Source organism: Mycolicibacterium wolinskyi, from assembly GCF_002101965.1.
Lineage (GTDB): Bacteria > Actinomycetota > Actinomycetes > Mycobacteriales > Mycobacteriaceae > Mycobacterium > Mycobacterium wolinskyi.
In genome coordinates this window covers 749472-775794 of the sequence record NZ_LQQA01000033.1, presented here as the reverse complement: position 1 = coordinate 775794, position 26323 = coordinate 749472, and the positions used below count along the sequence as shown (strand labels likewise).

The window sequence follows — 26323 nt, the reverse complement described above, 5'->3', positions numbered from 1 at the left end:
AGTTTCATGCGTCTGCGCACTGTCCTACTCGATGACCACCCGATCGCATGCGTCGCACTGGCCGACGGTCGCCTCGCGCGCGTCGACAAAGTTCTGGCGGGCGCGCCCGCCGATCTGCTGGCGCTGCTGGCGGCCGACACCCTCGAAGCGCTGGCGGCCGCGGTTGCCGCCGGGGTCGCCGAGGACGCGTGCGTCGCGGGAGATACGCCGGTGCTCGCGCCATGGACCCGGCCGCGCAAGATCCTCGGCATCGGGCTCAATTACGGCGCGCACGCCGGTGATCTCGGCGAGCAGGCACCCCGCACATCGCCCGCGTCGTTCCTCAAAGGCGACCACACCATCGTCGGCCCGGGGGATCCGATCGTGGTGCCGCCGGGCATCGGGAAAGTGACCTCGGAAGCCGAACTCGGGCTCGTGATCGGAAAGCCGTGCTACCAGGTCAGCGTCGAGGACGCGATGTCATACGTCGCCGGTGTGGTGCCGGTTCTCGACCAGACCGCCGAGGGAATCCTGCTGGAGAACCCGCGCTACCTGACGCGGGTCAAGAACTATCCGTCGTTCTTCGCGTTCGGCCCGGACCTCATCACGCTCGACGAGGTGCTCGCGCACGGGCCGCTCGAAAAGCTCAGGGTCGCAACGATTCACAACGGTGCCGTGCATCGCGAGGACACCGTGTCGGGCATGACGTTCTCCCCCGCCGAGTTACTGAGCTTCCACAGTCAGGTGATGCCGTTCTATCCGGGCGACATCCTCTCGACCGGCACACCGGGTGCGGTCGGCATCGCGCCGGGCGACATCGTGCGCTGCGAGCTCGGCGACGGGCTGGCCTCGCTGACCAACCCGGTGAGTTAGCGGTCACCCCACACCCGCGAGCAGACGCTTGGGTACCCGAAATGTCGCAGTTTTGGGTACCTGCGCGTCTGCTCGCGCAGGAGAAGTCAGCCCCGCAGCACCGCACCGACACGGTCGGCCGCGGCGGCCACGGCCGCGTCGCGGGCAGCGCTGGCCTCGTCCTCGGTCAGCGTGCGATCGGCGGCGCGGAACCGCAGCGCGAGGGTGAGCGACTTGCGGCCCTCCCCGATCTGCGGGCCGGTGTAGACGTCGAAGAGCCGGACATCCTCGAGCAGCTCACCGGCTCCGTCGCGGACGGCGTCGACGACGGCCGCCGCCGCGACCCCATCCTCGACGATCATGCTGATGTCCTGGAAGACCGCGGGGAACGGCGAAACCGACGGCGCGGGCAGCGTTTCGGTGATGGGGATGGCATCGAGGTCGAGTTCGACGGCGCAGGTGCCCTTGGGCAGGCCGGCCCGCTCGACCACCGCCGGGTGCAGCTGGCCCGCGTAGCCGACGGGCGTGTCACCGACGAGCACCTCCGCGCACCGGCCCGGATGCCACGGCAATTCCTGGGCGGCACGCAGTGTGAGCTCGATGCCGGCGGCCCGGCCGATCACGCGCACGGCCTCGAACGCGTCGGCGGCCTCGACCGGACGGCCCGGCCCCCACGGGCCCGCGGGTTCGCGCAGGCCGGTGAGCACCGCGGCGACATGTTGCGGCTGGCGCGGCAATGACGCATCCAGTCCGGCGATCTCCTCGTCGGTCGGCCTGCGGTCGGTCGGGATGAGCTCGACGGCCCTGGTCTGTTCGGTCGGCTCGACCACCTGCGCGATCGCGAACAGCGCGACGTCTGCGGTGCCACGGGACACGTTGCGTCCCAACGCCTCAAGCAGGCCGGGCAGCAGCGTGGTGGCCAGCTGGGGGCGGTCGGCCTCCAGCGGGTTGAGCACGTTGGTGGTCGTGCGCCGCGGATCGTTGGCCGCCAGACCCCACGCGTCGAACACCCCGGCAGGCAGGAACGGCGTCGGGAGGATCTCGACGAATCCGGCCAGCGCGAGCGACTTTCCGATGGCGCGGCGGCGCTTCTGGACCGGCGTGAGGCCACGCCCGGCGGGAGCCGTCGGCAGCACCGACGGGATGACCTCCAAACCCTCGAGCCGCAGCACCTCCTCGACCAGGTCGGCGCGCTGGCGCAGATCGGGCCGCCAGCTCGGCGGGGTCACGGTCAGCGGATCGGTACCCGTGACGGCTGCACCGATCTGGGTCAGCCGCCGCGCGGTGGTACCCGCGGCGTACTCGACGCCTGCCGTGCGGTCGGGCAGGTCGGCGGGGATGTCGATGGCCGGATGTGACCAATCGGCACGGTCGCCGTCGCGCCAGTCGGTCAGCTTCGGCTGCACGGTGCCGCCGGCGATCTCGGCCAGCAGGGTCGCGCAACGATCCAGTGCCGCAACGGATATCGCCGGATCGACGGAACGTTCGTAGCGCCTGCCCGCCTCACTCGCCAGATGCAGGCGGCGTTGCGTGCGCGACACCGCGGCCGGATCCCACACCGCGGCCTCGAGCAGCACGTCGGTGGTGGTCTCGCGCACCTCGGTGGTGCCCGCACCCATCACCCCGCCGATCGCGGCGGTCGCGACGTCGTCGACGATCAGCACGTCGCCGGAGTTCAGCGTGCGCTCGACGTCGTCGAGGGTCACAACCTTCTCGCCGTCGCGGGCGAACCGCACGTCGAAGCCGCCGGTGATCAGGCTGCTGTCGTGGGCGTGCATCGGGTGGCCGAGTTCGAGCATGACGTAGTTGGTCACGTCGACCGCGGGCGAGATGGCCCGGATGCCGCTCAGCAGCAGTCGCCGCTGCATCCACCACGGCGACACCGCGGCCGGATCGATCCCGGTGACCGGACGCAAACCGAACCGCTGCACGCCCGTGCCGGGCTGAACGGTCAGCGGCCAGGCTTCACCCTCGACCGGCAGCGGCGCGACATCGGCCGGGTCGACATAGTCGAAGTCGTAGGCGCATGCGATTTCGCGGGCCAGACCGCGCACCGAAAGGCAGTAGCCACGGTCCGGGGTGATCGCGAGGTGGAACACGACGTCGTCGAGGCCGAGAACGCCCGCGGCGGGCGTGCCGGGTTCGGCGGTACCTGGCGGCAACACCAGGATGCCCGAGTGGTCGACGCCGAGGTTCATCTCGGCCGACGAGCAGATCATGCCGTCGGAGAGCCTGCCGTAGGTCTTGCGCGACCCGATGGTGAAGTCACCCGGCAACGTGGTTCCCGGCAGCGCCACCACAACGAGATCGCCGACCGCGAAGTTCGTTGCACCACAGACGATGTCGCGGAGTTCGGCTTCACCGACGTCGACCTTGCAGGCCCGTATCGGCTTCTTGAACTCGGTGAGCTCCTCGATCTCGGCCACCCGGCCGACGGTCAGCGGACCGCTCACCGGACCGATCGGGATGATCTCCTCGACCTCGTGGCCGATCCGGATGAACGTCTGCTCGAGTTCCTCGGGTGTGACGTCCCAGCCCGGCGCCCCGGCGCGGACGACGTCACGCAGCCAGCTGTAGGGAACGCGCATCAGGCGCCCACCCCGAACGGCAGCGAGAAGCGGACATCGCCCTCGACCATGTCACGCATGTCAGGAATCCCGTTGCGGAACTGCAGGGTTCGCTCCAATCCCATGCCGAACGCGAAGCCGGAGTAGACATCGGGGTCGATGCCGCACGCGCGCAACACATTCGGGTTCACCATGCCGCAGCCACCCCATTCGACCCAGCCCGGTCCGCCCTTCTTGTTGGGGAACCAGATGTCCACCTCCGCCGACGGTTCGGTGAACGGGAAGAAGTGCGGCCGGAACCGGGTGCGGCCCTCCGGGCCGAACTGGGCGCGCGCGAACGCATCGAGCGTGCCGCGCAGATGCGCCATCGTCAGGCCCTTGTCCACCGCAAGCCCCTCGACCTGGTGGAACACCGGCGTGTGGGTGGAGTCCAGTTCGTCGGTGCGGAACGTCCGGCCGATCGAGACGATGTAGACGGGCAGCTCACGCTCGAGCAGCGCGCGGATCTGCACCGGCGACGTGTGGGTACGCAACACCTGACGCGAGCCGTCGGGCGCGATCTGGAACGTGTCCTGCTCGCTGCGCGCCGGATGGTCGGGCGGGAAGTTCAGCGCGTCGAAGTTGAACTGCTCGGTCTCGACCTCGGGACCCTCGGCCAACTCCCAACCCATCGCCACGAAGGTGTCGGCGACGTTCTCGGCCAAGATCGTGATCGGGTGCCGGGCACCGATCGGCTGGCGCGTCGACGGCAGCGTGACGTCGATGCGCTCGGCGACGAGCACCGCGGCGTCACGCTCGGCACGCAGCACGGCCAGCCGCTCGTCGTATGCGCGCTGGGCTTCGCCGCGAGCAACGTTGACGCGTTTGCCGGCATCGGCGCGGTCGGCCTTGGGCAGCGTCGCCAGCGCCTGGCGGGCCAGTGCGATCGGCGCGCGGTCACCGAGGTGCTCGGTTTTGGCGCGCGCCAACGCGTCGAGGTCACCGGCCAGATCGAAGGCATGCCGGGCCGCGCTGACGGCTTTGGTCAGGGCTTCTTCGGAGAGATCACTGGGCTGCTCAGCCACCCGGCGATCATAGGCGATGCACTCACCGGCCTTCGAATGCGTTTCGACGCCGCCGAACGACTATGCGTCCGGCGCCCCGTTGTCGTCCCCGCCGGGCCGTTGCCTCGCGGTTCTGACGCGATACATCACGAGATCTTCCGGAACACCTTCCGGCCGCGCCGAGAACATCGGGCGCCGTTCGCGTTTGACGGTCACGCCCAATGCGGCGAGCTGCTCCTCGGAGATGCCCTCCAAGGTGGTGTGCGACACCACCAGGCCACCTTTCGGCGCACGTTCCATCACCCGTGCGGTGATGTTGACGTCGATGCCGAGCCAGTCGGACCCGAGGCGCTGCGGCCTGCCGGTGTGCATACCGACCCGCATGCGCGGCGTGTAGCCATCGACATCGACGACGGTCAGCGCATCCAGAGCGGTGAGCACCGCGCGCAGCGCGGTCCCTGGATCGGAGAACACCGCCATCATGCCGTCGCCCATACGTTTGACGATGTGGCCGCCCGACTCCAGCAACGGCGGCTCGACCACCTGGGCGACACGGCGCAGCAAACGCAGGGTGGCATCGTCGCCGACCTTCAACGACCACGTCGAAAACCCGACGAGATCGGTGAAGACGAGGGTCACCTCGGGGTTGGGCGGGACACCGGACACCCGCTCGGTGATCGCCTGCCACACCTGCAGCGCACCCAGACTCACCTCGCGCGACGCGGCGCCACGGTCGAGCAAACGGTCTGCCACGCGGGCGGCAGCACGCGGCCCGCCGTCGCCGGCCGCCGAGAGCGGATCGCCGAAGTCCGGGTCGCCGGGCAGGGCCCGGCGCACGCGCCGGACCATGTCGATCACGGCGGGGCTGTGATTGGTGCGCTGCAGCCAACCCAACGGGCCGGGCAGACCACGCGGCTGAACCGGGCGGCCCTGTGGCAGCTCTTCGATTTCCCCGACACGGCCGGATCGTTCATCGAACGATTCGCCATTCACAGCGCCAGCGTAAGTGGCTTTCGGACCGACCGGCAATGACGTGCGCGCAGGGTTTGCTCACACCCGCCGCAAGCCGGCAATGGGCGCTGGTCACGGCGCCGCAGCAACACAATTGCCGGGCGATAACACTGCGCCGCGCCACGCCGCGGCGTCGTAGACAACGACCGTTGTCATCACTATCGTTGGCCTCGACTGTGATACACGTCATGACGAGTCAACGAGGACGCGATGACCACGAGAGCGACAACCGACGACCGGGACGAACCGCTCGGGCCGGATTCTCTGACATGGAAGTACTTCGGCGATCTGCGCACCGGGATGCTCGGGGTGTGGATCGGCGCCATCCAGAACATGTATCCCGAACTGGGCGCCGGGGTCGAAGACCACTCGATTTTGCTGCGCGAACCGCTGCAGCGGGTGGCACGGTCGGTGTACCCGATCATGGGCGTGGTCTACGACGGCGATCGGGCGGCTCAGACCGGCGCGCAGATCAAGGGCTTTCACACCACCATCAAGGGCGTCGACGCCAAGGGCAGGCGCTACCACGCCCTGAACCCGGAGACGTTCTACTGGGCGCACGCGACGTTCTTCATGCTCATCATCAAGACGGCCGAATACTTCTGCGGAGGCCTCACCGAGGCCGAGAAACGCCAGCTGTTCGATGAACACGTGCAGTGGTACCGCATGTACGGCATGAGCATGCGCCCGGTTCCGGCGACCTGGGACGAATTCCAGGAGTACTGGGACGCCAAGTGCCGCGACGAACTGGAGATCAACCGCGCGACGCTCGACATCTTCAGCATCCGCATCCCCAAGCCGTGGTTCGTGCTGATGCCGACGCCGGTCTGGGACCAGTTGTTCAAACCCCTGGTGGGAGCGCAACGCTGGATCGCCGCCGGACTCTTCGACCCCGCGGTGCGCGAGAAGGCAGGCATGCGCTGGACGCCAGGGGACGAAGTGCTGCTGCGAATATTCGGCAAGATGGTCGAGCTCGCGTTCGTCGCGGTACCGGACGAGATCAGACTGCACCCGCGAGCCATCTCGGCGTACCGCAGGGCGGCCGGTCGGCTGCCGGCCGACGCGCCGCTGGTCGAGGCGCCCGGCTTCATGGCACCGCCGCGCGATCGGTGGGGGCTGCCGATGCACTATGTGCCGCAGCGCAAGACCCTGCTGGACCGGGCGGGATCACTGGTGCACACGACGTTCTCGCTGCCCGCGCTGCGGCCCGCCCGACGGCCCGCACCGCGCCGCAATTCCGCGGCATAAGGTAGCGGAATGCTTGATTGGTCAGACGTCGACATCGCCGTGCGCGACGCCGTACGCGAATTCGTGGACAAGGAAATCCGCCCGCACCTCGACGAGCTCGAGAGCGGTGACATGGAGCCCTACCCCATCGTCCGGAAGTTGTTCTCGGCCTTCGGAATCGACGCGATGGCCAAGGAGGCGCTCGACAAGCGGCTGGCCCGGCTGCGGGAGGGCGGCAAGCCGTCGTCGGGCGGCGGTGGGATGTTCGGCGGCGGCAGCGCGTCGGCCGGAATGGGTTTCGTGCTGATCAGCGAGCTGTGCCGGGTGTCGATGGGCCTGGTGACCGGCATGGGTGTCAGCCTCGGACTGACGGTGCCCACCATTCAGAGCCGCGGAACGCTGGCACAGCAAGAACGGTGGCTGCCCGGCCTGGTGACCTACGAGAAGATCGGCGCGTGGGCGATCACCGAGCCCGACTCCGGTTCGGACGCGTTCGGCGGCATGAAGTCCTACGTGGTCCGTGCCACCGATGGATCAGGCGATTACATCCTCAACGGCCAGAAGACATTCATCACCAACGGCCCCGACGCCGACGTCGTGGTGGTCTACGCAAAACTGGACGAGGGCGATGGCGCGGACAAGCGCGGCCGCAAGGTGCTCACGTTCGTCCTCGACAAGGGCATGGAGGGCTTCGTGCAGTCGAAGCCGTTCCGCAAGATGGGCATTCACAGTTCCCGCACCGGCGAGCTGTTCTTCAACAACGTCCGCCTGGGCCGCGACCGGCTGCTGGGCGAGACCGAGGACAACGAATCCGGCGACGGCCGCGAAAGCGCCAGGTCCAGCTTCTCCGCCGAACGCATCGGCGTGGCCGCCATGGCGCTCGGCGTCATCGAGGAGTGTCTGCGGTTGAGCGTGGACTACGCGAAGAGCCGCACGCTGTGGGGTCAGGAGATCGGCCAGTTCCAGCTGATCCAGCTCAAACTGGCCAACATGGAAGTGGCCCGGATGAACGTGCGCAACATGCTGTTCCGGGTCATCGAGTCAGCGCAGAGCGGTCAGCAGATCTCGTTGGCCGAGGCGTCGGCGATCAAGTGGTACTGCTCGCAGGCGGCAACCGACGTCGCGATGGATGCGGTGCAGTTGTTCGGTGGAAACGGCTACATGACCGAGTACCGGGTCGAGCAGCTGGCGCGCGACGCCAAATCGTTGATGATCTACGCCGGCAGCAACGAAGTTCAGATCACCCACGTGGCACGGGGTTTGCTGAGTTAGATCAGCGGCCGGTATGCGCCACCGGCACACCGTCAACCTCCGACGGACCGGTGCGCGCGGGCGCTCTGATACAGGCAGATCGACGCCGCCGATGCGATGTTGAGGCTCTCGGCACGGCCGGGCATCGGGATGTGCACGCGGTGGTCGGCCATCGCGGCGAGTTCGCCTGGCAGACCGTGAGCTTCGGGGCCGAACAACCACACGGTCGGCATGCTCAGGTCCGCATGGTCGAGATCCACCTCGCCGTCGACGGTGGTGGCGAGCACCTGTAATCCGGCCGCGCGCAGCCGCTGCACGGCGCCGGCCTCATCGGGTTCGCTGATCACCGGGATCGAGAAGATGCTGCCTGCCGAGGCGCGCAGGCACTTGCTGTTGTACGGGTCGACGCTGTTGCCCGCCAGCACGACTGCGGCGGCGCCCATCGCATCGGCGGCCCGGATCAGGGTGCCGGCGTTGCCCGGCTCGGAGATCTGCACGGGTACCGCGATCAACTGCGGCGCGGCGGCCAGAACCTCGTCGAGCGACACCTCTGGGAGCCGGCACACCGCGACGAGCCCGACGGGAGTCACGGTGTCCGACAACGCTTTCGCCGCGCGTTCGGTGACCAGCTCCACCGCGGCGCCGTCGAGCATCGCGCCGAACCGGTCGAGTGCGGATTCGGTGGCGAACACCTCGGAAACGAGTCCGCGCCGCAACGCTGCCTCGACGAGGTTGGGCCCCTCGGCAAGGAAACGTGCGGCGCGGCGGCGCCCGACGTGGCGGTGCAGCTTGACCGCAGCCGCCACCCGGGCAGAACGCTCGGTGAGCGTCAGGCGGCTTCTCCCGAAGGCGCGTTGACGTCCTCGGGCAGAGCGGCCTTGGCGGCCTCGACCAGCGCGGCGAACGCGGTCGGGTCGCTCACGGCGATCTCGGCGAGGTTCTTGCGATCCACCTCGATACCGGCGGCCTTGAGGCCCTGGATCAGGCGGTTGTAGGTGATGTCGTTCGCGCGGGCGGCGGCGTTGATCCGCGAGATCCACAGCTTGCGGAACTCGCCCTTACGGGCACGGCGGTCCCGGTAGGCGTAGGTCAGCGAATGTAGCTGCTGCTCTTTGGCTTTGCGGTACAGCCGGGACCGCTGGCCACGGTAGCCCTTGGAGGCCTTCAGTACTGTGCGCCGCTTCTTCTGGGCGTTGAGTGCGCGCTTCACGCGTGCCATGGAATGTTCCTATTCTCGTTCGTCGGATAGCGGGCGGTACTTAGCCGTTGAGCATCTTGTTGATACGGCCGTTGTCGTTGGTCGCGACGACCGTGCGACCGTCGAGACGGCGCGTGCGCTTGCTGGGCTTGTGCTCGAGCAGGTGGCGACGGTTGGCCTTCTGCCGCACGATCTTGCCGGTACCGGTGCGGCGGAACCGCTTGGAGGCACCGCTGTGGGTCTTCGCCTTGGGCATGAATCCTCAGTTCTCTTGTGAATCTAGTTCTGCGATACGTCTGGCTCTTCGGGGGTGGCCTGCTGCCCGACCGGGCGCTCGGCCTGCTCCGCCGCCTTGGCGCGAGTCTTCGCGCCGCGGTGCGGTGCCAGCACCATCGTCATGTTTCGGCCGTCCTGCTTGGCGGACGTCTCGATGAAGCCGTAATCGGCGACGTCGGCGCCCAGCCGCTGCAGGAGCCGGAAGCCCAGTTCGGGCCGCGACTGCTCGCGTCCGCGGAACATGATCGTCACCTTGACCTTCGACCCCGCCTCCAGGAAGCGGATCACGTGACCCTTCTTGGTCTCGTAATCGTGCGGGTCGATCTTGGGACGCAGCTTCTGTTCCTTGACGACGGTCTGCTGCTGGTTCTTGCGAGACTCGCGCGCCTTCTGTGCCGTCTCGTACTTGAACTTGCCGTAATCCATGATCTTGCACACGGGCGGCTTGGCGTCCGGGGCAACTTCGACAAGGTCGAGATCGGCATCCGCGGCGACGCGGAGGGCGTCTTCGATGCGCACGATGCCTACCTGCTCACCACCTGGTCCAATCAGGCGGACTTCGGGTACACGGATGCGCTCGTTGACGCGGGTCTCAGTGCTGATGGGGCCTCCTATAGTTGGTCTGTGTAGGAGACCTACCCCATCCGCACCTTCTGCCCATAGAACAGAAAAGCCCTGCTCAAAGCAGGGCCCAATGCCGACCGATCACGGCTGGCGCCGCCTGCGGGTGACCGCAGAACCAACATCGTGGATGTTGGTGACCGGACCGTTGAACCGGTGTGGTCAACGGTGGGAGTGGGACTCCACTTGCTGTCCCTGGCGTACGCCGGGACGGTCGCGCATGACAGTCTAGCAGGCGTGACCGATGCGAATAACATTCGTGACCTGGCCGATGTTCCCGCCGTCGAGGTGATCACCCGGGCGGCGGTCATGTTGATGAGCGCAGCGGCCGAGAAGATCGGGCTGTCCGCCGAGGATCCCGATGACAGCCCGCACCGAGATCTCGACGAAGCCCGCCGGCTGATCACCGCGCTCGCCGGTCTGGTTACCGCGTCGGCCGAATACCTGGGGCCACACGCTGGGCCGGTACGCGATGGACTCAAGAGCCTGCAACTGGCATTCCGGGAAGCCAGCGCCGCCCCGGACGAACCGGGTAAAGGCCCGGGCGAGAAGTACACCGGCCCCGTCTGGTAGCCGGTTGCCCGTCGGGCCGCGTGAGCTCCACCATTTTCCCGGGTTGAGCGCCTATTCTCCCGGCGTATGACCGTTACCAGCCGCGCCACCACGCGGCCGACATCCAGGTTCTCCTGGGTTCCCGCCGCAGCGGGCTGGACCGTCGGTGTCATCGCGACCCTCTCCTTGATCGCGAGCGTCTCGCCGCTGGTGCGCTGGATCATCAGGGTGCCGCGGGAGTTCGTCAACGACTACGTCTTCAACTTCCCCGACACGAGCTTCGCGTGGGCCTTCGTCCTGGCCTTGCTTGCCGCGGCCCTCGCGGCCCGCAAGCGCATCGCGTGGTGGATTCTCGTGCTCTACATGGTGGGCGCGGTCGGCTGGAACCTCGGCGACCTCGTCGGCGGCGGCAACACGGCCGCCGAAGACGTCGGCGAATCGATCGGCCTGGTGTTCCACGCCGCGGCGATCGCGTTCCTCGTGCTGGCCCGCAACCAGTTCTGGGCCAAAGTGCGCCGCGGCGCGCTGTTCAAATCGGCCGTGGTGCTCGTGGCCGGGATGGCGATCGGCATCCTGGCGGCGTGGGGCCTGCTCGAGCTGTTCCCCGGCACACTGGCGCCGGAATGGCGGCTGCCCTACGCGATCAACCGCGTCAGCGGTTTCGCGACCGTGCCGACCGAAGTGTTCGAGGGGTACTCGCACACGTTCCTCAACGACATCTTCGGCCTGTTCGGCGCGCTGGCGCTGATCGCCGCGGCGATCGTGCTGTTCCAGTCGCAGCGGGCCACCAACGCCCTCACCGGTGAGGACGAATCGGCCATCCGCGGCCTGCTGACGCTGTACGGGAAGAACGATTCGCTCGGCTACTTCGCGACCCGCCGCGACAAGTCCGTGGTGTTCGCACCGAACGGCCGGGCCGCCGTCACCTACCGCGTGGAGATCGGGGTCTGCCTCGCCAGCGGCGACCCCGTCGGCGATCCGAAAGCCTGGCCGCAGGCCATCGAAGCCTGGTTGCAGTTGTGCCAGACCTACGGTTGGGCACCGGGCGTGATGGGTGCGAGTTCGACGGCTGCCGAGGCGTTTCGTGCGGCGGGGCTCAACGCGCTGCAGCTCGGCGACGAGGCCATCCTGCATCCGGAGAACTTCCGGCTGTCCGGGCCCGATATGCGCGCGGTGCGCCAAGCCGTGACGCGCGCACGCCGGGCCGGCGCCTCGGTGCGGATCCGGCGCCACCGGGAACTGTCCGAGGCCGAGATGGCCGCGGTGATCGAACGCGCCGACGCCTGGCGCGACACCGAGACCGAACGCGGTTTCTCGATGGCGCTGGGCCGGCTGGGCGATCCCGCCGACGGCGACTGCCTGCTGGTCGAGGCCGTACAGAACGACGGGCACAAAGACGCTGTGGTCGCGATGCTGTCGCTGGTGCCGTGGGGTTCGAACGGCGTCTCGCTCGACGTCATGCGCCGCTCGCCACAATCCCCGAACGGCACCATCGAGCTCATGGTCAGCGAACTGTGCATGCAGTCCGAAGACATTGGGGTCAGCCGTATTTCGCTCAACTTCGCGATGTTCCGATCGGCCTTCGAGCAGGGTGCCCAGCTCGGTGCCGGGCCGGTGGCACGGATGTGGCGCGGGCTGCTGGTGTTCTTTTCGCGGTGGTGGCAGCTGGAGACGCTGTACCGCTCGAACATGAAATACCAGCCGGAATGGGTGCCGCGCTACGCGTGCTACGAGGACGCCCGCCTGGTCCCCCGGGTCGGAGTGGCGTCGGTGATCGCCGAAGGCTTTCTCGTGCTGCCGTTCTCCCGGCGCAACAAGCAGCACACCGGCGACCATGTCGCCGCACCGGCCGATCTCGTCCAGTCCGGACGGTTGCACCGCGACGGCAGCACGCCCGACATGGCCGGGATCGAAGCCGACACCACCGACGACACCGAGCCGCCACGGCTGCCCGAACAGGTGCGCGTACGCATGGCCAAGCTCAAGGCGTTGCAGGACAAGGGTGTCGATGCCTACCCGGTCGGCCAGGCTCCGAGCCACACCGTCGCGGCCGCGCTCGACACCGCCGACGGCGAGGCCCTGACGGTGGCGGGCCGCGTGCTGCGGGTACGCGACTACGGTGGCGTGCTGTTCGCGCAGTTGCGCGACTGGTCGGGTGAAGTGCAACTCCTGCTGGACAATTCGCAGCTGACCGATGGAAACACCGCCGACTTCACCGCGACCATCGATCTGGGCGACCTGGTCGAGGTGACCGGATCGATCGGTGTGAGCCGCAACGGCACCCGGTCGCTGATCGTGACCAGGTGGCGGCTGATCGGCAAATGCCTGCGCCCGCTGCCGGACAAATGGAAGGGCCTGACCGACCAGGAGGCGCGGGTGCGGGCCCGCTACGTGGACCTTGCCGTCAACACCGAGGCCCGTGATCTCATCCGGGCTCGCAGCGGTGCGCTGCATGCCATCCGGGAAACGCTGTACGCCAAGGGTTTTCTCGAAGTGGAGACCCCGATCCTGCAGCAGATCCACGGCGGCGCCAACGCCCGACCGTTCCTGACCCACATCAACGCCTACGACCTCGATCTGTATCTGCGGATCGCGCCGGAGCTCTACCTCAAGCGGTTGTGCGTGGGCGGGGTCGAGCGGGTTTTCGAGCTGGGGCGGGCATTCCGCAACGAGGGCGTGGACTTCAGCCACAACCCGGAGTTCACGCTGCTGGAGGCCTACCAGGCCCACGCCGATTACCACGTCTGGATCGACGGCTGCCGCGAACTCATCCAGAACGCGGCACAGGCCGCCAACGGGGCGCACGTCTTCCTGCGGCCGCGGGAAGACGGCGTGCTCGAACCTGTCGACATCTCGGGCGAGTGGGCCGTCAAGACCGTGCACGACGCGGTATCGGAGGCCATCGGCGAGCACATCACCGCCGAAACCGACCTGGCGACGCTGCGCCGGCTGTGCGATTCCGCAGGCATTCCGTATCTCACGCACTGGGACGCCGGTGCCGTGGTGCTGGAGATGTACGAGCACCTGGTCGAGGACCAGACCACCGAACCCACGTTCTACAAGGACTTCCCGACCTCGGTGTCGCCGCTGACCCGGCCGCATCGCAGCATCCCCGGAGTGGCCGAGCGGTGGGACCTGGTGGCCTGGGGTGTCGAGTTGGGCACGGCGTACAGCGAACTCACCGACCCGGTCGAGCAACGGCGCCGGCTCCAGGAGCAGTCACTGCTGGCCGCGGGCGGCGATCCGGAGGCCATGGAACTCGATGAGGATTTCCTGCAGGCCATGGAGTACGCGATGCCACCGACCGGCGGGCTCGGCATGGGAGTGGACCGCGTGGTCATGCTGATCACCGGGCGCAGCATCCGCGAAACCTTGCCGTTCCCGTTGGCCAAACCGCGGTGACAGCAAGCTCACAGCCGACCGCAAGGATCTGCGGCCACGATTAGCCGGTGACCTTCAACCACCATCTGTCGCTGATGCACGGCTGGGTCCCGACGACTGTGCAGGCCGTCACCGTCGCGGTCCTGATCGCCGCGATCGGCTGGCGCGCCTGGCGCTGGCAACGCGTCTGGCTTCCGGTGGCCGCCCTCGTCGGCGGTGTTCTCGCGGCAGGCACCTACTGGTACATCCAGAGCGAAGGACTGGCCGGTAACCCGGCGCCGCGGTCGCTGTGGGTGTGGGTCGCGGTGAGCGGGGCGGCCGTCGTGGTTCTGGTCGCGGGTTGGCGCGGTAGCCGGTGGTGGCGGCGCGGCGCCTCGGCACTGGCGATCCCGCTCAGCGTGTTGTGTGCGGCGCTGGCCCTGAACCTGTGGGTGGGCTATTTCCCGTGGGTTCAGACCGCGTGGAACCAGTTGACGGCGGGGCCACTGCCCGACGAGACCGATCTGGTCACCGTCGCCGCCATGCAGCAGGAGGGCTCGATCCCGGTCAAAGGCACCGTCGTCCCTGTCGAAATCCCCAATACGGCATCGGGTTTCCGGCATCGGGGCGAGTACGTCTATCTACCGCCGGCGTGGTTCGGGACCAATCCCCCGCCCAAGCTCCCGACGGTCATGATGATCGGTGGCGAGTTCAATACGCCTGCGGACTGGATGCGGGCGGGCAACGTCATCAAGACGATGGACGAATTCGCCGGCGCCCACCACGGTTACGCGCCGGTGCTCGTGTTCGTCGACCCGGGCGGCGCGTTCAACAACGACACCGAATGCGTCAACGGCATCCGGGGCAATGCCGCCGATCACCTCACCAAGGATGTCGTGCCGTACATGAATGCCCACTACGGGGTGAGCCCGGCCGCGGCCAATTGGGGCATCGTCGGCTGGTCGATGGGCGGCACGTGTGCGGTCGATCTGGCGGTCATGCACCCCGATCTCTTCAGCGCGTTCGTCGACATCGCGGGTGACCTCGGACCGAATTCGGGTACCAAGGCCCAGACCATCGAGCGGCTGTTCGGTGGCAACGCCGCCGCCTGGGACGCGTTCGATCCGACCACGGTCATCAACCGGCACGGCCAGTACCAGGGCGTGGCGGGCTGGTTCGACGTCAACGACTCGCAGGCGACCGTCAAACCCGCGGGCCGGTCCAACGACCAGGCCCGTGCCGCAGACTCGCTGTGCGCGTTGGGTTCTGCGCACGGCATCGCGTGCGCGGTGGTGAGTCAACCCGGCACCCACGACTGGCCGTTCGCCACCCGCGCGTTCTCGGCGGCCCTGCCCTGGCTGGCGGGTGCCATCGGGACGCCGCAGGTGCCCGCCATCGGACTGCCCGCTCAGCCCGCCTCGCCTGCGTACGTGCAGACGGCCGCCAAGTAGCAGCGCCTCAGTAATCGGATTCGGCGGCCAGGATCTCGGCCAGGTAGGCATCGTCTCGCGGTGCGGCGAGGCGAGCTCGGGCGAACGCCCGCACCCGGTCCCGGGTCTCGGCGGATTCGGTGGCGGCCGCGCCGATCCGGACGTCGGCTGACGACCAGTCCACGTTCCAGGCCTGGGTTTCGGTCAGCGCTTGACCATCAGAGCCGAACACCGGCAGCACCGCACGCCCGGCGTCGTCGAGCACCCCGGCGCCACGATGGTCGCCGCAGCGTACCTGCGCGCCGATACCCGCGGCGTGATTCGGACCCGACACCGCGACGTGCACAACGACATTCACGGTTCCGGGCGTGGCGACGACCGACCATTCGACCGTGCCCTCAGCCGCGTCGAAGACACCCGGCGGCACCGCCGACCAGTTGACGGTCGCGACGCCGACGGCGATCGCGTCCCGCGACGACGATCCGCCGGCCCCGGCCGCCAGGGCGTAGTCGTCCCGGCGCCGCACGTCGGCCATGTCGGCGACCCAGGTCACGCCGATCTCGGCGGCCAGCTCGCGGCAGTCGTCCACCATCGCGATTACCCGCGGGTCGCCTTGTGCGGCAAGGGCGTTCAGTGCCGGGATATGCGGCTGTAGCAGGCCGGCCACCTCGGCATCGAGGGTGTCGTCGGTGAAGTAGTCCTCGGCTGCCACGGTCAGCAGCGCGATCTCGGCGTCCAACACGGCCGGGTCGAGTGCCGCGATGCCGTCGCGAGCACTGGCCGGCCACCAACGCCGCAACCAGTGCCCGATGGCCAGTCTGCGGGCCGCGGCCACCGAGCCTGCCTGTACCGCGACGCCGGTCAGGTCGAATGGCTCTCCCGAGTGGCGGTACCGCAGGGCATCGACGACGGCGACGTGGCCGGCTTCCCCGAGCACGCGCCAAAGCCAGTCGGCCCGTAGCGGATCGGTGAACGCGATCACCGGCGGTTCGGCCGGATCGGCGTCCACCGTCCAGGACAGCACGGCCCCGCTGACCTCGAGGAGGGCGAGAAGCGGTGGCGGGTCGGGCAGCGATCCGGTGCTCCACAAGCCGGAGTCGATCCGCAGTGTCATCGAAGTCATCCGGCTACCTGCACTTCCAGCATCGCCTTGATGCGCTGCCGGTGGTCGAGACTCACCGATCTCGCCACGCCCTCCAGCACCGACCGCATGTCATCGACGTCCTCGCAGGATTCCTGCCAGACGTCGCGACCGTGCAACCGCGCCCACAGCCGGCTCAGGTACGGCCGGGCGAACGCGCCGAGATCGTCGACCACCTGCTGCTGGCGCGGGTGGATGGGACCGCCGTCGGCCAGATAGCGACGGGCGTGCAAGACGTAGGCCTCCTTGGCCAGTCGCGCCTGGATCCGCCCGGACAGCTCATATCGGGCCGATGTGTGCGGCGCCAACGGCCGCAGATCGACCGCGACCTCGATACCGGTGAGCAGGCCGGCCTGCTTGTCCTCGGCCAGCAGGCCCCACGGGGCGCAGGCCCGGTCGACCTCCTCGGCGCACAGCAGCGGAACGTCGGGCAACTCGTCGCGGTCGAGCGCGCGCCGCAGGGTTGCCCGCACCCGATCGACCACGCTGCGGTCCAGCGGCCGGTCCCCCTCGGTCTCCCCGTCGATCACCGGAGGCTGTTGCGGCGCAATCGAACACAGCCCGATGTCGACGAGCGACCACGGCAGCCCGACCGAACGGCGTGCCTTCGCGCCGAGGTTGTACGGGGTGGCGTCGGCGACCAGGGCCGACCACACGCGCTGGCGCGCCATCGCGGCGCGGTGGCTGTCGGCCGGGCCGAGCACCGTCGCGAGCCCGGCGAAGAACGGGCCGGTGATGGCGGGCGTCGGCTGTACATCGCTCCAGCTGCGATCGAGTTGGCGCCGCAGCTTCGCGAGCACCTGCGGGTCGCGCACGTACCGGTTGAGCACCTCGATCGCGGTTCGGTCGCGGCCTTCGTGGATGTCGGCGAGCACCGTGGCCGCGGTGCTCGACGCGTCTGCGGCCGGGGCGCCGTCGGTGACCGCGAGTTCGAAACACACTGGGAAATACAGTTCCTGCGCGTTGCCCGTCGTGATGCGCTGACGCCGTCGCTCCTGCTTGAGCAGGACGAACCATGCGGCGGCGGCACGCAACTGGGCTGTGTGCCCCACGATCGTGGCGTACATCGCGTCGGCCACTTCGGCGTCGAGCACGGCCGCCGAGTATTGCGTGTTGCTGCGCAGCCGCAGCACGAGCGGGTCGATGATCCGCTTGACGGTCCGCCGCAACGGGCCGCCGTCGTCGCCGCTGAGCACCTCGACCCCGGGGCCGATCGCGCGCCAGGCCCGGTCGATCACCGCACGGCGGGGTTGGGCGGTGTTCACCCGGTCCGTCGCGCCGGCGGACGCTGTGTCGGAACCGGTGCTCACCGGCACCAGGATAGAGCGGCCCAACTTGGGTTCGGTAGCTCGCACCCGGCCCGATGCTCATCGCATGACCGACGCCATGATGATCACCGCCCTGTGCTTGCTGTGCGGTGGGGCCGCCAGTGCCGTGCTCGCCGCTGCCCGCCGTACCCGCTGCGCTCGCCCCGACGACGAGGCCACCGAGCGACTGGCGACCATCGAGGAGCTCGTGGCCGAGTTCGACCTCATGCTGATCCGCAAAGGCTTGCTGACGAGCACGCAGCTCGCGTTGATACGCAACGGAATCCGGTCCCGCGGGATCGTCACCGGCATGCGTCCCACCGGCGCCATGCGGGAGGATTTTCGTGAGGTCGAGCTCGACCTCATGGTCAGCAGGCCCGGCGGCGGGCAGTTCCCGGCCCACCAGACGGCGTTGATACCGGCGTCGTCGTTGCGGAAGGTGACGCCGGGCAGCGTGATCGACACGTACTTCCGGCCCGGCGACGAGAGCGCCATCGCAGTGTGCGTATCGCCGGGGTGAGTGTCAGCGGGCGCCGTCGACCGCAAAGGTGGCGAGCGCTGCCCAGTACAGCGGGCTCGCGGTGGCGTCTCCGGCTCGCCAACGCCGCAACTGCGCACGTTGCCAGCGGTTCACCGCGACGCCCGCATCGTCCTCGCGATGCGCGAGGTCGACGCCCACGACGATGTCGGCCATCGGATCGACGGCGGAATCCGTTGGACGCGGTGCGAATTGACGGTAGCCCGCAGTCGTCGGCAGCGACCACAGGGTCGCGGTGACCAGCTGCGCACCGCCCAGGATCATCGCCGCGACCAGGCCGGTGGCCTCGTCGAACCGGTAGTCCCCGCCGGAGGCGCACGCCAGCAGCCCCACGCGCGGCGGGACGGGCAGCTGTACGGACATGACGTCGCCCGCGGTGAGCGGATGTTCCTCGGCCAGGTGCAGCGCGGCGCGGTCGGCGTGGCCGGCGTCATGCTCGGCGGCGCTGGCATGCCCGACGTAGAGCAGCCGCGCCGGGGCACGCGCACAGGCCTCGGCAAGCCAGCGCCGGTCGGTGTCGGTGCGGCGGAACAGTTCCACGGCATCCGCGACCGCAGGCAATGCCTGTTCACCGGTGAAACCGCTGAAGTGACGAGCCAGCGGCGTCTGCGGCGACGGCCGCCCCAGCACCGAACCCAACGCGGAATCCGGCCGCTGCCCGGGGATGCGCGGGTCGAGGACCAGGACCGCCGGGCCGTCGCGACGCTCGGCCCAGCGCGCCGGGCGCCGTGGCCCATGCACGATGTTCGGTGGCACCGCCATCAGCACGTCCACCAGCTCCATCAACCGGAATCCGTCCGGGCCCGGAACGGCCAACTGTCCCCACGGCACCCGGCCGAGCCGCGGGCTCGGTGTCACGAACAGCACGGCCCGCGGCGATGCGACGCAGTCGGCCAGCAGCTGCCAGCCGGCCACCCCGATCAGCTGGGCCCCGAGCGTACGGGCCAGATCCAGTTCGGCACCCGGGTCGGCGAAAGCCCCGGTCGCCACCGCGCGTTGAATGGCCTGTGCGGGCGTCTCGGAACCGCAGGGGTCGGGCAGCGCGTTGTCCAGCGCGTCGCAGGCCGCAGTCAGATACGGTTCCTCGACCACCCAGGTGACCGACCGCTGCGGGTCCCCCACCACCCGCAGGGTCGCGTATGTGGCGATGCCGACGTCGGCGAACCGCAGCACCAGGGTCTGTGTCACGGCCACGTCGTCCATTCGGTCTCTTGTGCCGTGACCTCGCGGCCGTAGCGCTGCATCGCGAGTTCGCGGTACCGGTTCAGGATCGGCGCGCTGTGCGGGTCCATCCGCAACGGCGGCAACGGTCCGAGTCGTGTGAGCACACTGCCGCCGACCGGCGCGGCGGCCGCGGCGATCGCGAGTTCGGGTGCCATCTCCGCTTCGACGGGAACCGCGGCGGTGGCGGTGGCGGTCCAGTCCCCGGCCTGCTGAGGTGCCGGCTCCGGGGTGAAAGTGCCGCGTGCGCTGTGATACTCGACCAGTTCACAGATCAGCTGGGTGTTGTCGGACTCCCAGGCGACTGCGAACGCACCGGCCAGCATCGGCGCGGATACGCTGCTCGCCCAACGCATGCGGGCCCCGGCATCGCCGATCGTGTAGCGCACCGAATCGACTGCGAGCGCCGCCGGCACTTTCAGATCGGCGGCCCGCTCGAGTTTGACCATGGCGCTGCGATACTCGGGACTGCCGGGCTCGCAGCTGAAGACGCCGGTCCCGGCGGCATGCCTGGCCTCGACCTGATGCCAGTCCTGCCCAGGCTCTCCGAGCCCGTCGAGTCCCATCTCCGCGAGCGCCTCGGCCCGCCAGATGTTGCCGAGGTGCGAATCGAGCCGGGCGTATTGCAGCCAACTGTGCCGGGGTGACGTGTCGAGCCATTTCCTGGCCTGGCCCACCAGGTCTCTGGCTTCGGCGAAGGCACCGCGAAAGATCGCGATCCAACTGCGCTGCAACAGTATTCGATGGATATGCAGGGGTTTGCCGAGTTCGCGCCAGTGCCGCTCGGCGTGCTCCCAGCACTGGTCGGCCTCCTGCAGTGCGCCGATACCCAAACGGATCAGCCCGAAGTACAGCCAGCTTCGCGATACGTCGTGTGCCCTGGCGTGATCGGCGATCACCGGGTACGCCTCGGTGACGAGCCGTTGGGTTTCGGCGTACTCACCCGTCGACCAGCACGCCGCGGCCCGTTCGAGCTTGCAACGCGCGGCGGCGAGCTGCCAGCCGCGGGCTTCTGCTCTCGCACCGGCGCGGCGCAGCCACGGCTCGGCCTCGTCGAGCCGGCCGGACTCGACGCAGAACCGCGCGTATCCCAGCGCCCCGGTGACGAACAGGTGATCGGTCTCGGCCGTGCCGTCGCCCGGCCGGTCGATGTCGTCGAGCACGGCGTCCCACAGCGGGACCGAGCGTGCGTACAGGTCGTCGTCGCACAACCCCGCCGCCACCAATGTGCGGCTGTGGCAGACCAGCCGTCGGTACTCGACGTCGAGATCCTCGAAACCTTCATCGGCATCGATCAGCGCGGCCAAATGCGTTGCGGCGCTGTCATGATCTCCCTGGGCGGCGGCGAGTCCGGCGTCCAGGAAGTCGGCCCGCCGCGCGTACCGGCGGATCATGTGATCGACCTCGGCGTCGGTCATCGTCACCTGATCCGCGGCTTCGGGCATGCGCCCGGCCCGGATCGCGGTGTAGATCGCCAGACAGTCGCGGATACGCCGGATGCTCTCGGCCACACCGTCATAGGCGCTGCGCACGAGGTAGATCTCACCCAGCTGGGCGAACACCTCCAGCGCGTAATCGTCGCGGTCGGCCCGTTCGATCCTCGGCAGGAGCCCGACCAGCAGGTCGCGCGCCGAGCCCTCGTCGCCGGCCAGCGCAAGGTGACGGGCGCGGTCCAACTCCCCGACGATCGTCACCGTCGCATCATAGGAAGCGGCGGGCACCCACCGGGTGCCCGCCGCCGTCGGGATGGGTCAGCTGCAGGTCACCGTGATGGTGAACGGCTTGTTTATCATCCCGGCCATCGGGTTCTTCATGTCGGCCCCGGAGGCCTCGCCGGTGATCGTGTAGGTGTCGCCGTCGACCTTGACCTCGGCTGAGCCGACCTTGACGCCCATGTTCTCGCTGACGGCCAGCGCGCTGCCGTCGTAGACCAGGCCGAGCGACTCGACCTTCGGTGTCGCCTCGTCGGTCATCACGACCCCGAGCCCCTGCTGACCACCGATCGCGGCGCTCGCGACGTTGATCTTGCCGCCCTGCTTGACGCAGGTCACCGAGTTGACGTCGAGTCCGGCCAGATCCTTGCCGTCCACCTTGACCTGGGTGTTGCCGCCCGTGCTGACCTCCGATGCACCAGCGGCCGCTGCGGGCTTGTCGCCCGAGGACACCGGCTCGGCCTTGTCGTCCGAGCAGCCCACCAGCACTGCGCCGGTCGCGAGCAGTCCCATGGCGCCTGCGATGACTCGATTCATCTTCGTCGTCCTTCCATTCGTGTTCCGCGTCGCCCCGATGGCTCCGTCGTGCCCTCAGTCAAGGCGGGCCGACCGGCTACCGATCCCAAGAAAAGTCGGTCGCCGCGGGTACGGTGAATTCATGACGGAGCAGCCCGAGCAGTCCGCGGAATCTGACGAAACCGTCGTCGAAGGCGAGGTCGTCCCACCCGCGACAGGCTCGATCCCCACGCCGACATCCCATTCGCCCGAGACCGGCTACACCCCGGCCGGTGTGCCGACGTTCGAGTCCGTGCGGGAGAAGATCGAAACCCGTTACGGCACCTCGATCGGGGCGTCGGAGCTGGCTGCCGACACCCCCGAAGGCCGCGCGGTCGAGGAGCAGTACGACGCCAGGCAACGGGCCGCGGCCGAGCGTCTCGAGCAGATCCGGCAGTCGATGCGGGACGACGACAGCGAGAAGTCCTGAGCGGTGCGCACTTTCACTGCCGCCGAGCGGCGGGCGCGGCTGGCTCGGCGCCATTTCCTGACCGCGCCTGCCGATTCCATCACCGGCACCGCCGCCGGCCTGGTCGGGCTGCATTCCACCGATCCGGCGACGCCGTACCTGTCGCTGTGGGCTCGGCTGCCCGGCTTCGCGATCGCCGACCTCGACACCGAACTGTACGAGCGCCGCTCGGTGATCAAGCACTTGGCGATGCGGCGCACCTTGTGGATGGTGCACACCGGCGACCTCGCCGCGATTCAGGCCGGTGCCAGTGACCGGGTCGCCGGCAACGAACTCCGCAAGCTCATCGGTGACGTCGAGAAAGCCGGGGTCGCACCGGACGGCGCACGTTGGGTGAGCGCGGCGTGCGCGGCCGTATTGCGACACCTCCGGCAGCACGGGCCGACCAGCGCGAAAGAGTTGCGCGCGGCGCTCCCCGAGTTGTCGGGCAGCCACGACCCCGCCCCGGGCAAGCGGTGGGGTGGTGAAATTCCGCTGGGTCCAAGGGTTTTGACTGTGCTCGGGGTGCAAGGCGAGATCGCGCGGGGACCCAACGACGGCGCGTGGACCGTTTCACGGCCCCGGTGGACCACCACCGCGGACTGGCTGGGCGCGAAACCGGAACCCATGTCGGAGGACGCGGCCCGCACCGAGTTGGTGCGCCGCTGGCTTGCCGCATTCGGTCCGGCCACCGTCACCGACATCAAATGGTGGTTCGGCAACACCCTGACGTGGGCCCGCACCGCGCTGCGCGACCTCGAGGCGGTCGAGGTCGATCTCGAAGGCATCCCGGGCTATGTGCTGCCCGATGATCTCGAGGTGGAGCCGGATCCTGGACCCTGGTGCGCCCTACTCCCCGGTTTGGACGTCACGACCATGGGATGGTTCGACCGCGACTGGTACGTCGGGCCACACCGCAGCCAGGTGTTCGACACCAACGGCAACGCCGGCCCGACGGTGTGGTGCAACGGCCGCATCGTCGGCGGCTGGCGGCAGGACGAGAACGGGCGCGTCGTGCTGTGCCTGCTGGAGGAGACGGGCAGCGCGATGAACCGCGCGTTGCAGCGCAAGGCCGACGAGCTCACGGAATGGCTGGCCGCGGCACGCGTCAACCCGCGCTTTCCGTCTCCGGTGTCTAAGCGCTGACCTTGCGCCGCTTGCGCCGCGGCGACGGCACATCAAGCAGTTCGGCCAGGAACTTGCCGGTGTAGCTGTCGGGGTTGGCCGCGACGTCCTCGGGGGTGCCCTGCGCCACCACGGTGCCGCCGCCTGCCCCGCCCTCGGGTCCCATGTCGACGATCCAGTCCGAGGTCTTGATGACGTCGAGGTTGTGCTCGATGACGATCACCGTATTGCCCTTGTCCACAAGGCCGTTAATGACCTTGAGCAGCTTGCGGATGTCTTCGAAGTGCAGGCCGGTCGTGGGCTCGTCGAGGATGTAGATCGTGCGGCCGGTCGACCGCTTCTGCAGCTCGGCGGCAAGCTTGACGCGTTGCGCCTCACCGCCCGACAGCGTCGGCGCCGGCTGCCCCAGCCGCACGTACCCCAGCCCGACGTCCACCAGGGTCTTGAGATAACGGTGGATCGAGCTGATCGGCTCGAAGAACTCCGTGGCGTCCTCGATGGACATGTCGAGCACCTCGGAGATCGTCTTGCCCTTGTAGTGCACCTCGAGCGTCTCGCGGTTGTAGCGCGCGCCGTGGCACACCTCGCACGGGACATACACGTCGGGCAGGAAGTTCATCTCGATCTTGATGGTGCCGTCACCCGAGCAGGCCTCACATCGGCCGCCCTTGACGTTGAACGAGAACCGGCCCGGTTGATAGCCGCGTACCTTGGCTTCGGTCGTGGCCGCGAACAGCGAACGGATCTTGTCGAACACGCCGGTGTAGGTGGCCGGGTTGGACCTGGGGGTACGGCCGATCGGCGACTGGTCGACGCGGACCAGCTTGTCGAGCTGGTCGAGCCCGTTGACCCGCGTGTGCCGGCCGGGCACCAGGCGGGCGCCGTTGAGCTTGTTGGCCAGCACCGATGCCAGGATGTCGTTCACGAGCGTCGACTTGCCCGAGCCCGAGACCCCCGTCACCGACGTGAGCACGCCGAGCGGGAACGCGACGTCGATCTCGCGGAGGTTGTTCTCCCGGGCTCCCACCACCGTGACCTGACGACGCCGGTCGGTCGGCCGCCGGATCGCCGGGACCTCGATGCTCTCCTTACCGGAAAGGTAAGCGCCGGTGAGCGATTCGGGGTTACGCAGCAGTTCGTCGTAGGGGCCGCTGTGCACGATCCGGCCGCCGTGCTCGCCGGCCGCGGGCCCGATGTCGACGACCCAGTCGGCGTGCGCGATGGTGTCGAGGTCGTGTTCGACGACGATCAGCGTGTTGCCGAGGTCGCGCAGCCGCACCAGGGTGTCGATGAGCCTGCGGTTGTCGCGCTGATGCAGGCCGATGGACGGCTCGTCGAGCACGTAGAGCACGCCGACGAGCCCGGAGCCGATCTGGGTGGCGAGCCGGATGCGTTGTGCCTCACCGCCCGACAGGGTGGCCGCGGCCCGAGACAGTGACAGGTAGTCCAGGCCGACGTCGAGCAGGAACCCGAGCCGGGACTGGATCTCCTTGAGCACCTGACCGGCGATGGCCTGCTCACGATGCCCGAGTGTCAGGGCGTTGAGGAAGTCGGCACAGTCGGCGATGGAGAGTTCGGCCACCTGCGCGATGGACTTGTCGCCGTACTCGCCTGCGGCCAGCGTCACCGCCAGGATCTCGGGCTTGAGCCGGGTGCCGTCGCATTCCGGGCACGGGATGTCGCGCATGAAGCCCTCGTAGCGTTCCTTCATCTGCTCCGAATCGGTCTGCTCCATGCGCCGCTGCAGGAAGGCCATGACGCCTTCGAAGTCGGCGTAGTACGACCTGGTACGGCCGTACCGGTTCTTGTACCGGACGTGAACCTGATGGTCGGAGCCTTCCAGGATGGCCTTGCGCGCCTTGGCCGTCAGCTTCTTCCACGGGGTGTCGATGTCGAAGCCCATCTGGTCACCCAGGCCCGACAGCATGCGGGTGAAGTACTCGGCACTCTGCCCCACCGCCCACGGCGCGATGGCCCCCTCGGCCAGCGTGAGCTCCGGATCGGGGACCACCAGATCGGGGTCGACCTCTTTGCGGATACCGAGGCCTGTGCACTCGGGGCAGGCGCCGTAGGGCGAGTTGAACGAGAACGAGCGCGGTTCGAGGTCGTCGACTGCGAGATGGTGGCCGTTCGGGCACGCCAGCTTCTCGGAGAACCGCTGCTCGCGATGGGGATGGTCGTCCTCACGGTCGACGAACTCGAGCACCACGATGCCGTCGGCGAGGTTCAGCGCCGTCTCCACCGAATCGGTGAGCCGCTGCTTGGCGGTGGCCTTGACCGTCAACCGGTCGATGACCACCTCGATGTCGTGCTTCTCCTGCTTCTTGAGCTTCGGCGGATCCGTCAGCGGGTGCACGACGCCGTCGACCCGGACGCGGCTGTAGCCCTGGGTGTTGAGCTTGTCGAACAGATCGACGAACTCACCCTTACGGGTCCGCACGACCGGCGCCAGCACCTGGAACCGGAGCCCCTCGTCCATCGCCAGCACCTGGTCGACGATCTGCTGCGGGGTCTGCCGGGCGATCCGCTCGCCACAGACCGGGCAGTGCGGCGTGCCCGCGCGGGCGTAGAGCAGGCGCAGGTAGTCGTACACCTCGGTGATGGTGCCGACCGTCGAACGCGGGTTGCGGTTCGTGGACTTCTGGTCGATCGAGACCGCCGGGGACAGCCCTTCGATGAAGTCGACGTCGGGCTTGTCCATCTGGCCGAGGAACTGCCGCGCGTACGCCGAAAGCGACTCGACGTAGCGGCGCTGCCCCTCGGCGAAGATCGTGTCGAAGGCCAGCGACGATTTGCCGGAGCCGGACAAGCCGGTGAACACGATCAAGGAGTCGCGGGGCAGGTCGAGGTCGACTCCGCGCAGGTTGTGTTCCCGCGCACCCTTGATGATCAGGCGTTCAGACACCCGG

General features: G+C 68.5%; 22 protein-coding genes. 9 read left to right on the top strand and 13 right to left on the bottom strand.

The annotated features are described in order from the left end of the window. Positions 1 to 6 precede the first annotated feature (6 nt). The gene (locus AWC31_RS33900) at positions 7 to 852 is read left to right on the top strand and encodes a fumarylacetoacetate hydrolase family protein (protein ID WP_085149806.1); all 846 of its coding nucleotides are present in this window, start codon (positions 7 to 9) and stop codon (positions 850 to 852) included. Positions 853 to 938: 86 nt separating this feature from the next. Here AWC31_RS33900 and pheT read toward each other — a convergent pair whose 3' ends face one another. Genes pheT through AWC31_RS33885 form a run of 3 tightly spaced genes read right to left on the bottom strand, consistent with a single transcriptional unit; the run spans position 939 to position 5434 of the window. Next, the gene (gene pheT, locus AWC31_RS33895; RefSeq protein WP_085149804.1) at positions 939 to 3419 is read right to left on the bottom strand and encodes a phenylalanine--tRNA ligase subunit beta; all 2481 of its coding nucleotides are present in this window, start codon (positions 3417 to 3419) and stop codon (positions 939 to 941) included. Beyond that, positions 3419 to 4462: a phenylalanine--tRNA ligase subunit alpha gene (pheS, locus tag AWC31_RS33890; RefSeq protein ID WP_067852718.1), complete on the bottom strand. Its 1044-nt coding sequence runs from the start codon at positions 4460 to 4462 to the stop codon at positions 3419 to 3421. Before pheS ends, pheT begins: the two co-directional genes overlap by 1 nt. 60 nt (positions 4463 to 4522) lie before the next feature. After that, positions 4523 to 5434 carry an adenylate/guanylate cyclase domain-containing protein gene (locus AWC31_RS33885; protein ID WP_085149802.1) on the bottom strand — a complete coding sequence of 304 codons (912 nt, stop codon included), beginning with the start codon at positions 5432 to 5434 and terminating at the stop codon, positions 4523 to 4525. Positions 5435 to 5662: 228 nt separating this feature from the next. Between AWC31_RS33885 and AWC31_RS33880 the strand changes: the two genes are divergently transcribed. Continuing rightward, a complete protein-coding gene (locus AWC31_RS33880; RefSeq protein ID WP_085149800.1) occupies positions 5663 to 6700 on the top strand; it encodes an oxygenase MpaB family protein in 1038 nt (345 codons plus the stop codon). Between the two features lie 9 nt (positions 6701 to 6709). Continuing rightward, complete coding sequence (locus tag AWC31_RS33875; RefSeq protein WP_085149798.1) at positions 6710 to 7951, top strand: acyl-CoA dehydrogenase family protein; 1242 nt, start codon at positions 6710 to 6712, stop codon at positions 7949 to 7951. Between the two features lie 32 nt (positions 7952 to 7983). Here AWC31_RS33875 and AWC31_RS33870 read toward each other — a convergent pair whose 3' ends face one another. Genes AWC31_RS33870 through infC form a run of 4 tightly spaced genes read right to left on the bottom strand, consistent with a single transcriptional unit; the run spans position 7984 to position 10019 of the window. Then, positions 7984 to 8736 carry a TrmH family RNA methyltransferase gene (locus AWC31_RS33870; protein ID WP_085149796.1) on the bottom strand — a complete coding sequence of 251 codons (753 nt, stop codon included), beginning with the start codon at positions 8734 to 8736 and terminating at the stop codon, positions 7984 to 7986. Between the two features lie 23 nt (positions 8737 to 8759). Next, complete coding sequence (gene rplT / locus AWC31_RS33865; RefSeq protein WP_067852728.1) at positions 8760 to 9149, bottom strand: 50S ribosomal protein L20; 390 nt, start codon at positions 9147 to 9149, stop codon at positions 8760 to 8762. A gap of 40 nt (positions 9150 to 9189) precedes the next feature. Beyond that, complete coding sequence (rpmI, locus tag AWC31_RS33860; protein WP_067852730.1) at positions 9190 to 9384, bottom strand: 50S ribosomal protein L35; 195 nt, start codon at positions 9382 to 9384, stop codon at positions 9190 to 9192. Positions 9385 to 9407: 23 nt separating this feature from the next. Next, positions 9408 to 10019, bottom strand: a complete 612-nt coding sequence (infC, locus tag AWC31_RS33855; RefSeq protein ID WP_234790945.1) for a translation initiation factor IF-3 — start codon at positions 10017 to 10019, stop codon at positions 9408 to 9410. Between the two features lie 243 nt (positions 10020 to 10262). On the opposite strand from infC, the gene AWC31_RS33850 reads away from it, so the two are divergent. From AWC31_RS33850 to AWC31_RS33840, 3 genes are all read left to right on the top strand, one after another. Continuing rightward, positions 10263 to 10598: a DUF1844 domain-containing protein gene (locus AWC31_RS33850; protein WP_067852949.1), complete on the top strand. Its 336-nt coding sequence runs from the start codon at positions 10263 to 10265 to the stop codon at positions 10596 to 10598. A 66-nt stretch (positions 10599 to 10664) separates the two neighbouring features. Further along, positions 10665 to 13979 carry a bifunctional lysylphosphatidylglycerol synthetase/lysine--tRNA ligase LysX gene (gene lysX, locus AWC31_RS33845; RefSeq protein WP_085149794.1) on the top strand — a complete coding sequence of 1105 codons (3315 nt, stop codon included), beginning with the start codon at positions 10665 to 10667 and terminating at the stop codon, positions 13977 to 13979. Positions 13980 to 14053: 74 nt separating this feature from the next. Next, positions 14054 to 15388 carry an alpha/beta hydrolase gene (locus AWC31_RS33840; protein ID WP_067852951.1) on the top strand — a complete coding sequence of 445 codons (1335 nt, stop codon included), beginning with the start codon at positions 14054 to 14056 and terminating at the stop codon, positions 15386 to 15388. Positions 15389 to 15395: 7 nt separating this feature from the next. On the opposite strand, the gene AWC31_RS33835 is transcribed toward AWC31_RS33840, so the two are convergent. Beyond that, positions 15396 to 16481, bottom strand: a complete 1086-nt coding sequence (locus AWC31_RS33835) for a hypothetical protein (protein WP_110775405.1) — start codon at positions 16479 to 16481, stop codon at positions 15396 to 15398. A gap of 5 nt (positions 16482 to 16486) precedes the next feature. Next, on the bottom strand, positions 16487 to 17818 hold the full coding sequence (locus tag AWC31_RS33830; protein WP_207626472.1) for a hypothetical protein: 1332 nt from the start codon (positions 17816 to 17818) through the stop codon (positions 16487 to 16489). A gap of 76 nt (positions 17819 to 17894) precedes the next feature. Between AWC31_RS33830 and AWC31_RS33825 the strand changes: the two genes are divergently transcribed. Continuing rightward, positions 17895 to 18335 (top strand): hypothetical protein, encoded by a 441-nt coding sequence (locus AWC31_RS33825; protein WP_374214047.1) that lies wholly within the window; start codon positions 17895 to 17897, stop codon positions 18333 to 18335. 3 nt (positions 18336 to 18338) lie between these two features. Here the strand turns inward: AWC31_RS33825 and AWC31_RS33820 are convergent, their stop codons facing one another. The 3 genes from AWC31_RS33820 to AWC31_RS33810 are packed head-to-tail and all read right to left on the bottom strand — an operon-like array spanning position 18339 to position 21823. Beyond that, complete coding sequence (locus AWC31_RS33820; protein ID WP_085149792.1) at positions 18339 to 19556, bottom strand: CHAT domain-containing protein; 1218 nt, start codon at positions 19554 to 19556, stop codon at positions 18339 to 18341. Further along, positions 19538 to 21268: a hypothetical protein gene (locus AWC31_RS33815; protein ID WP_085149980.1), complete on the bottom strand. Its 1731-nt coding sequence runs from the start codon at positions 21266 to 21268 to the stop codon at positions 19538 to 19540. Before AWC31_RS33815 ends, AWC31_RS33820 begins: the two co-directional genes overlap by 19 nt. Positions 21269 to 21325: 57 nt before the next feature. After that, positions 21326 to 21823, bottom strand: coding sequence for a lipoprotein LpqH (locus tag AWC31_RS33810; protein ID WP_085149790.1), 498 nt, complete (start codon positions 21821 to 21823; stop codon positions 21326 to 21328). A gap of 121 nt (positions 21824 to 21944) precedes the next feature. On the opposite strand from AWC31_RS33810, the gene AWC31_RS33805 reads away from it, so the two are divergent. Together AWC31_RS33805 and AWC31_RS33800 are read left to right on the top strand one after the other, a co-directional pair. Continuing rightward, positions 21945 to 22271, top strand: coding sequence for a hypothetical protein (locus AWC31_RS33805; RefSeq protein WP_165766099.1), 327 nt, complete (start codon positions 21945 to 21947; stop codon positions 22269 to 22271). A 3-nt stretch (positions 22272 to 22274) separates the two neighbouring features. Beyond that, a complete protein-coding gene (locus AWC31_RS33800; protein ID WP_085149788.1) occupies positions 22275 to 23435 on the top strand; it encodes a winged helix DNA-binding domain-containing protein in 1161 nt (386 codons plus the stop codon). On the opposite strand, the gene uvrA is transcribed toward AWC31_RS33800, so the two are convergent. After that, positions 23425 to 26319 (bottom strand): excinuclease ABC subunit UvrA, encoded by a 2895-nt coding sequence (gene uvrA / locus AWC31_RS33795; protein ID WP_067852746.1) that lies wholly within the window; start codon positions 26317 to 26319, stop codon positions 23425 to 23427. The genes AWC31_RS33800 and uvrA overlap by 11 nt on opposite strands. Positions 26320 to 26323 lie beyond the last annotated feature (4 nt).

What these genes read in the sequence shown, in the direction of transcription:
- AWC31_RS33900 (WP_085149806.1), top strand. Translation starts at nt 7, where the DNA reads ATGCGTCTGCGCACTGTCCTACTCGATGACCACCCGATCGCATGCGTC.
- pheT (WP_085149804.1), bottom strand. Translation starts at nt 3,419, where the DNA reads ATGCGCGTTCCCTACAGCTGGCTGCGTGACGTCGTCCGCGCCGGGGCG.
- AWC31_RS33880 (WP_085149800.1), top strand. Translation starts at nt 5,663, where the DNA reads ATGACCACGAGAGCGACAACCGACGACCGGGACGAACCGCTCGGGCCG.
- AWC31_RS33875 (WP_085149798.1), top strand. Translation starts at nt 6,710, where the DNA reads ATGCTTGATTGGTCAGACGTCGACATCGCCGTGCGCGACGCCGTACGC.
- rplT (WP_067852728.1), bottom strand. Translation starts at nt 9,149, where the DNA reads ATGGCACGCGTGAAGCGCGCACTCAACGCCCAGAAGAAGCGGCGCACA.
- rpmI (WP_067852730.1), bottom strand. Translation starts at nt 9,384, where the DNA reads ATGCCCAAGGCGAAGACCCACAGCGGTGCCTCCAAGCGGTTCCGCCGC.
- lysX (WP_085149794.1), top strand. Translation starts at nt 10,665, where the DNA reads ATGACCGTTACCAGCCGCGCCACCACGCGGCCGACATCCAGGTTCTCC.
- AWC31_RS33840 (WP_067852951.1), top strand. Translation starts at nt 14,054, where the DNA reads ATGCACGGCTGGGTCCCGACGACTGTGCAGGCCGTCACCGTCGCGGTC.
- AWC31_RS33835 (WP_110775405.1), bottom strand. Translation starts at nt 16,481, where the DNA reads ATGACACTGCGGATCGACTCCGGCTTGTGGAGCACCGGATCGCTGCCC.
- AWC31_RS33825 (WP_374214047.1), top strand. Translation starts at nt 17,895, where the DNA reads ATGATGATCACCGCCCTGTGCTTGCTGTGCGGTGGGGCCGCCAGTGCC.
- AWC31_RS33820 (WP_085149792.1), bottom strand. Translation starts at nt 19,556, where the DNA reads ATGGACGACGTGGCCGTGACACAGACCCTGGTGCTGCGGTTCGCCGAC.
- AWC31_RS33810 (WP_085149790.1), bottom strand. Translation starts at nt 21,823, where the DNA reads ATGAATCGAGTCATCGCAGGCGCCATGGGACTGCTCGCGACCGGCGCA.
- AWC31_RS33805 (WP_165766099.1), top strand. Translation starts at nt 21,945, where the DNA reads ATGACGGAGCAGCCCGAGCAGTCCGCGGAATCTGACGAAACCGTCGTC.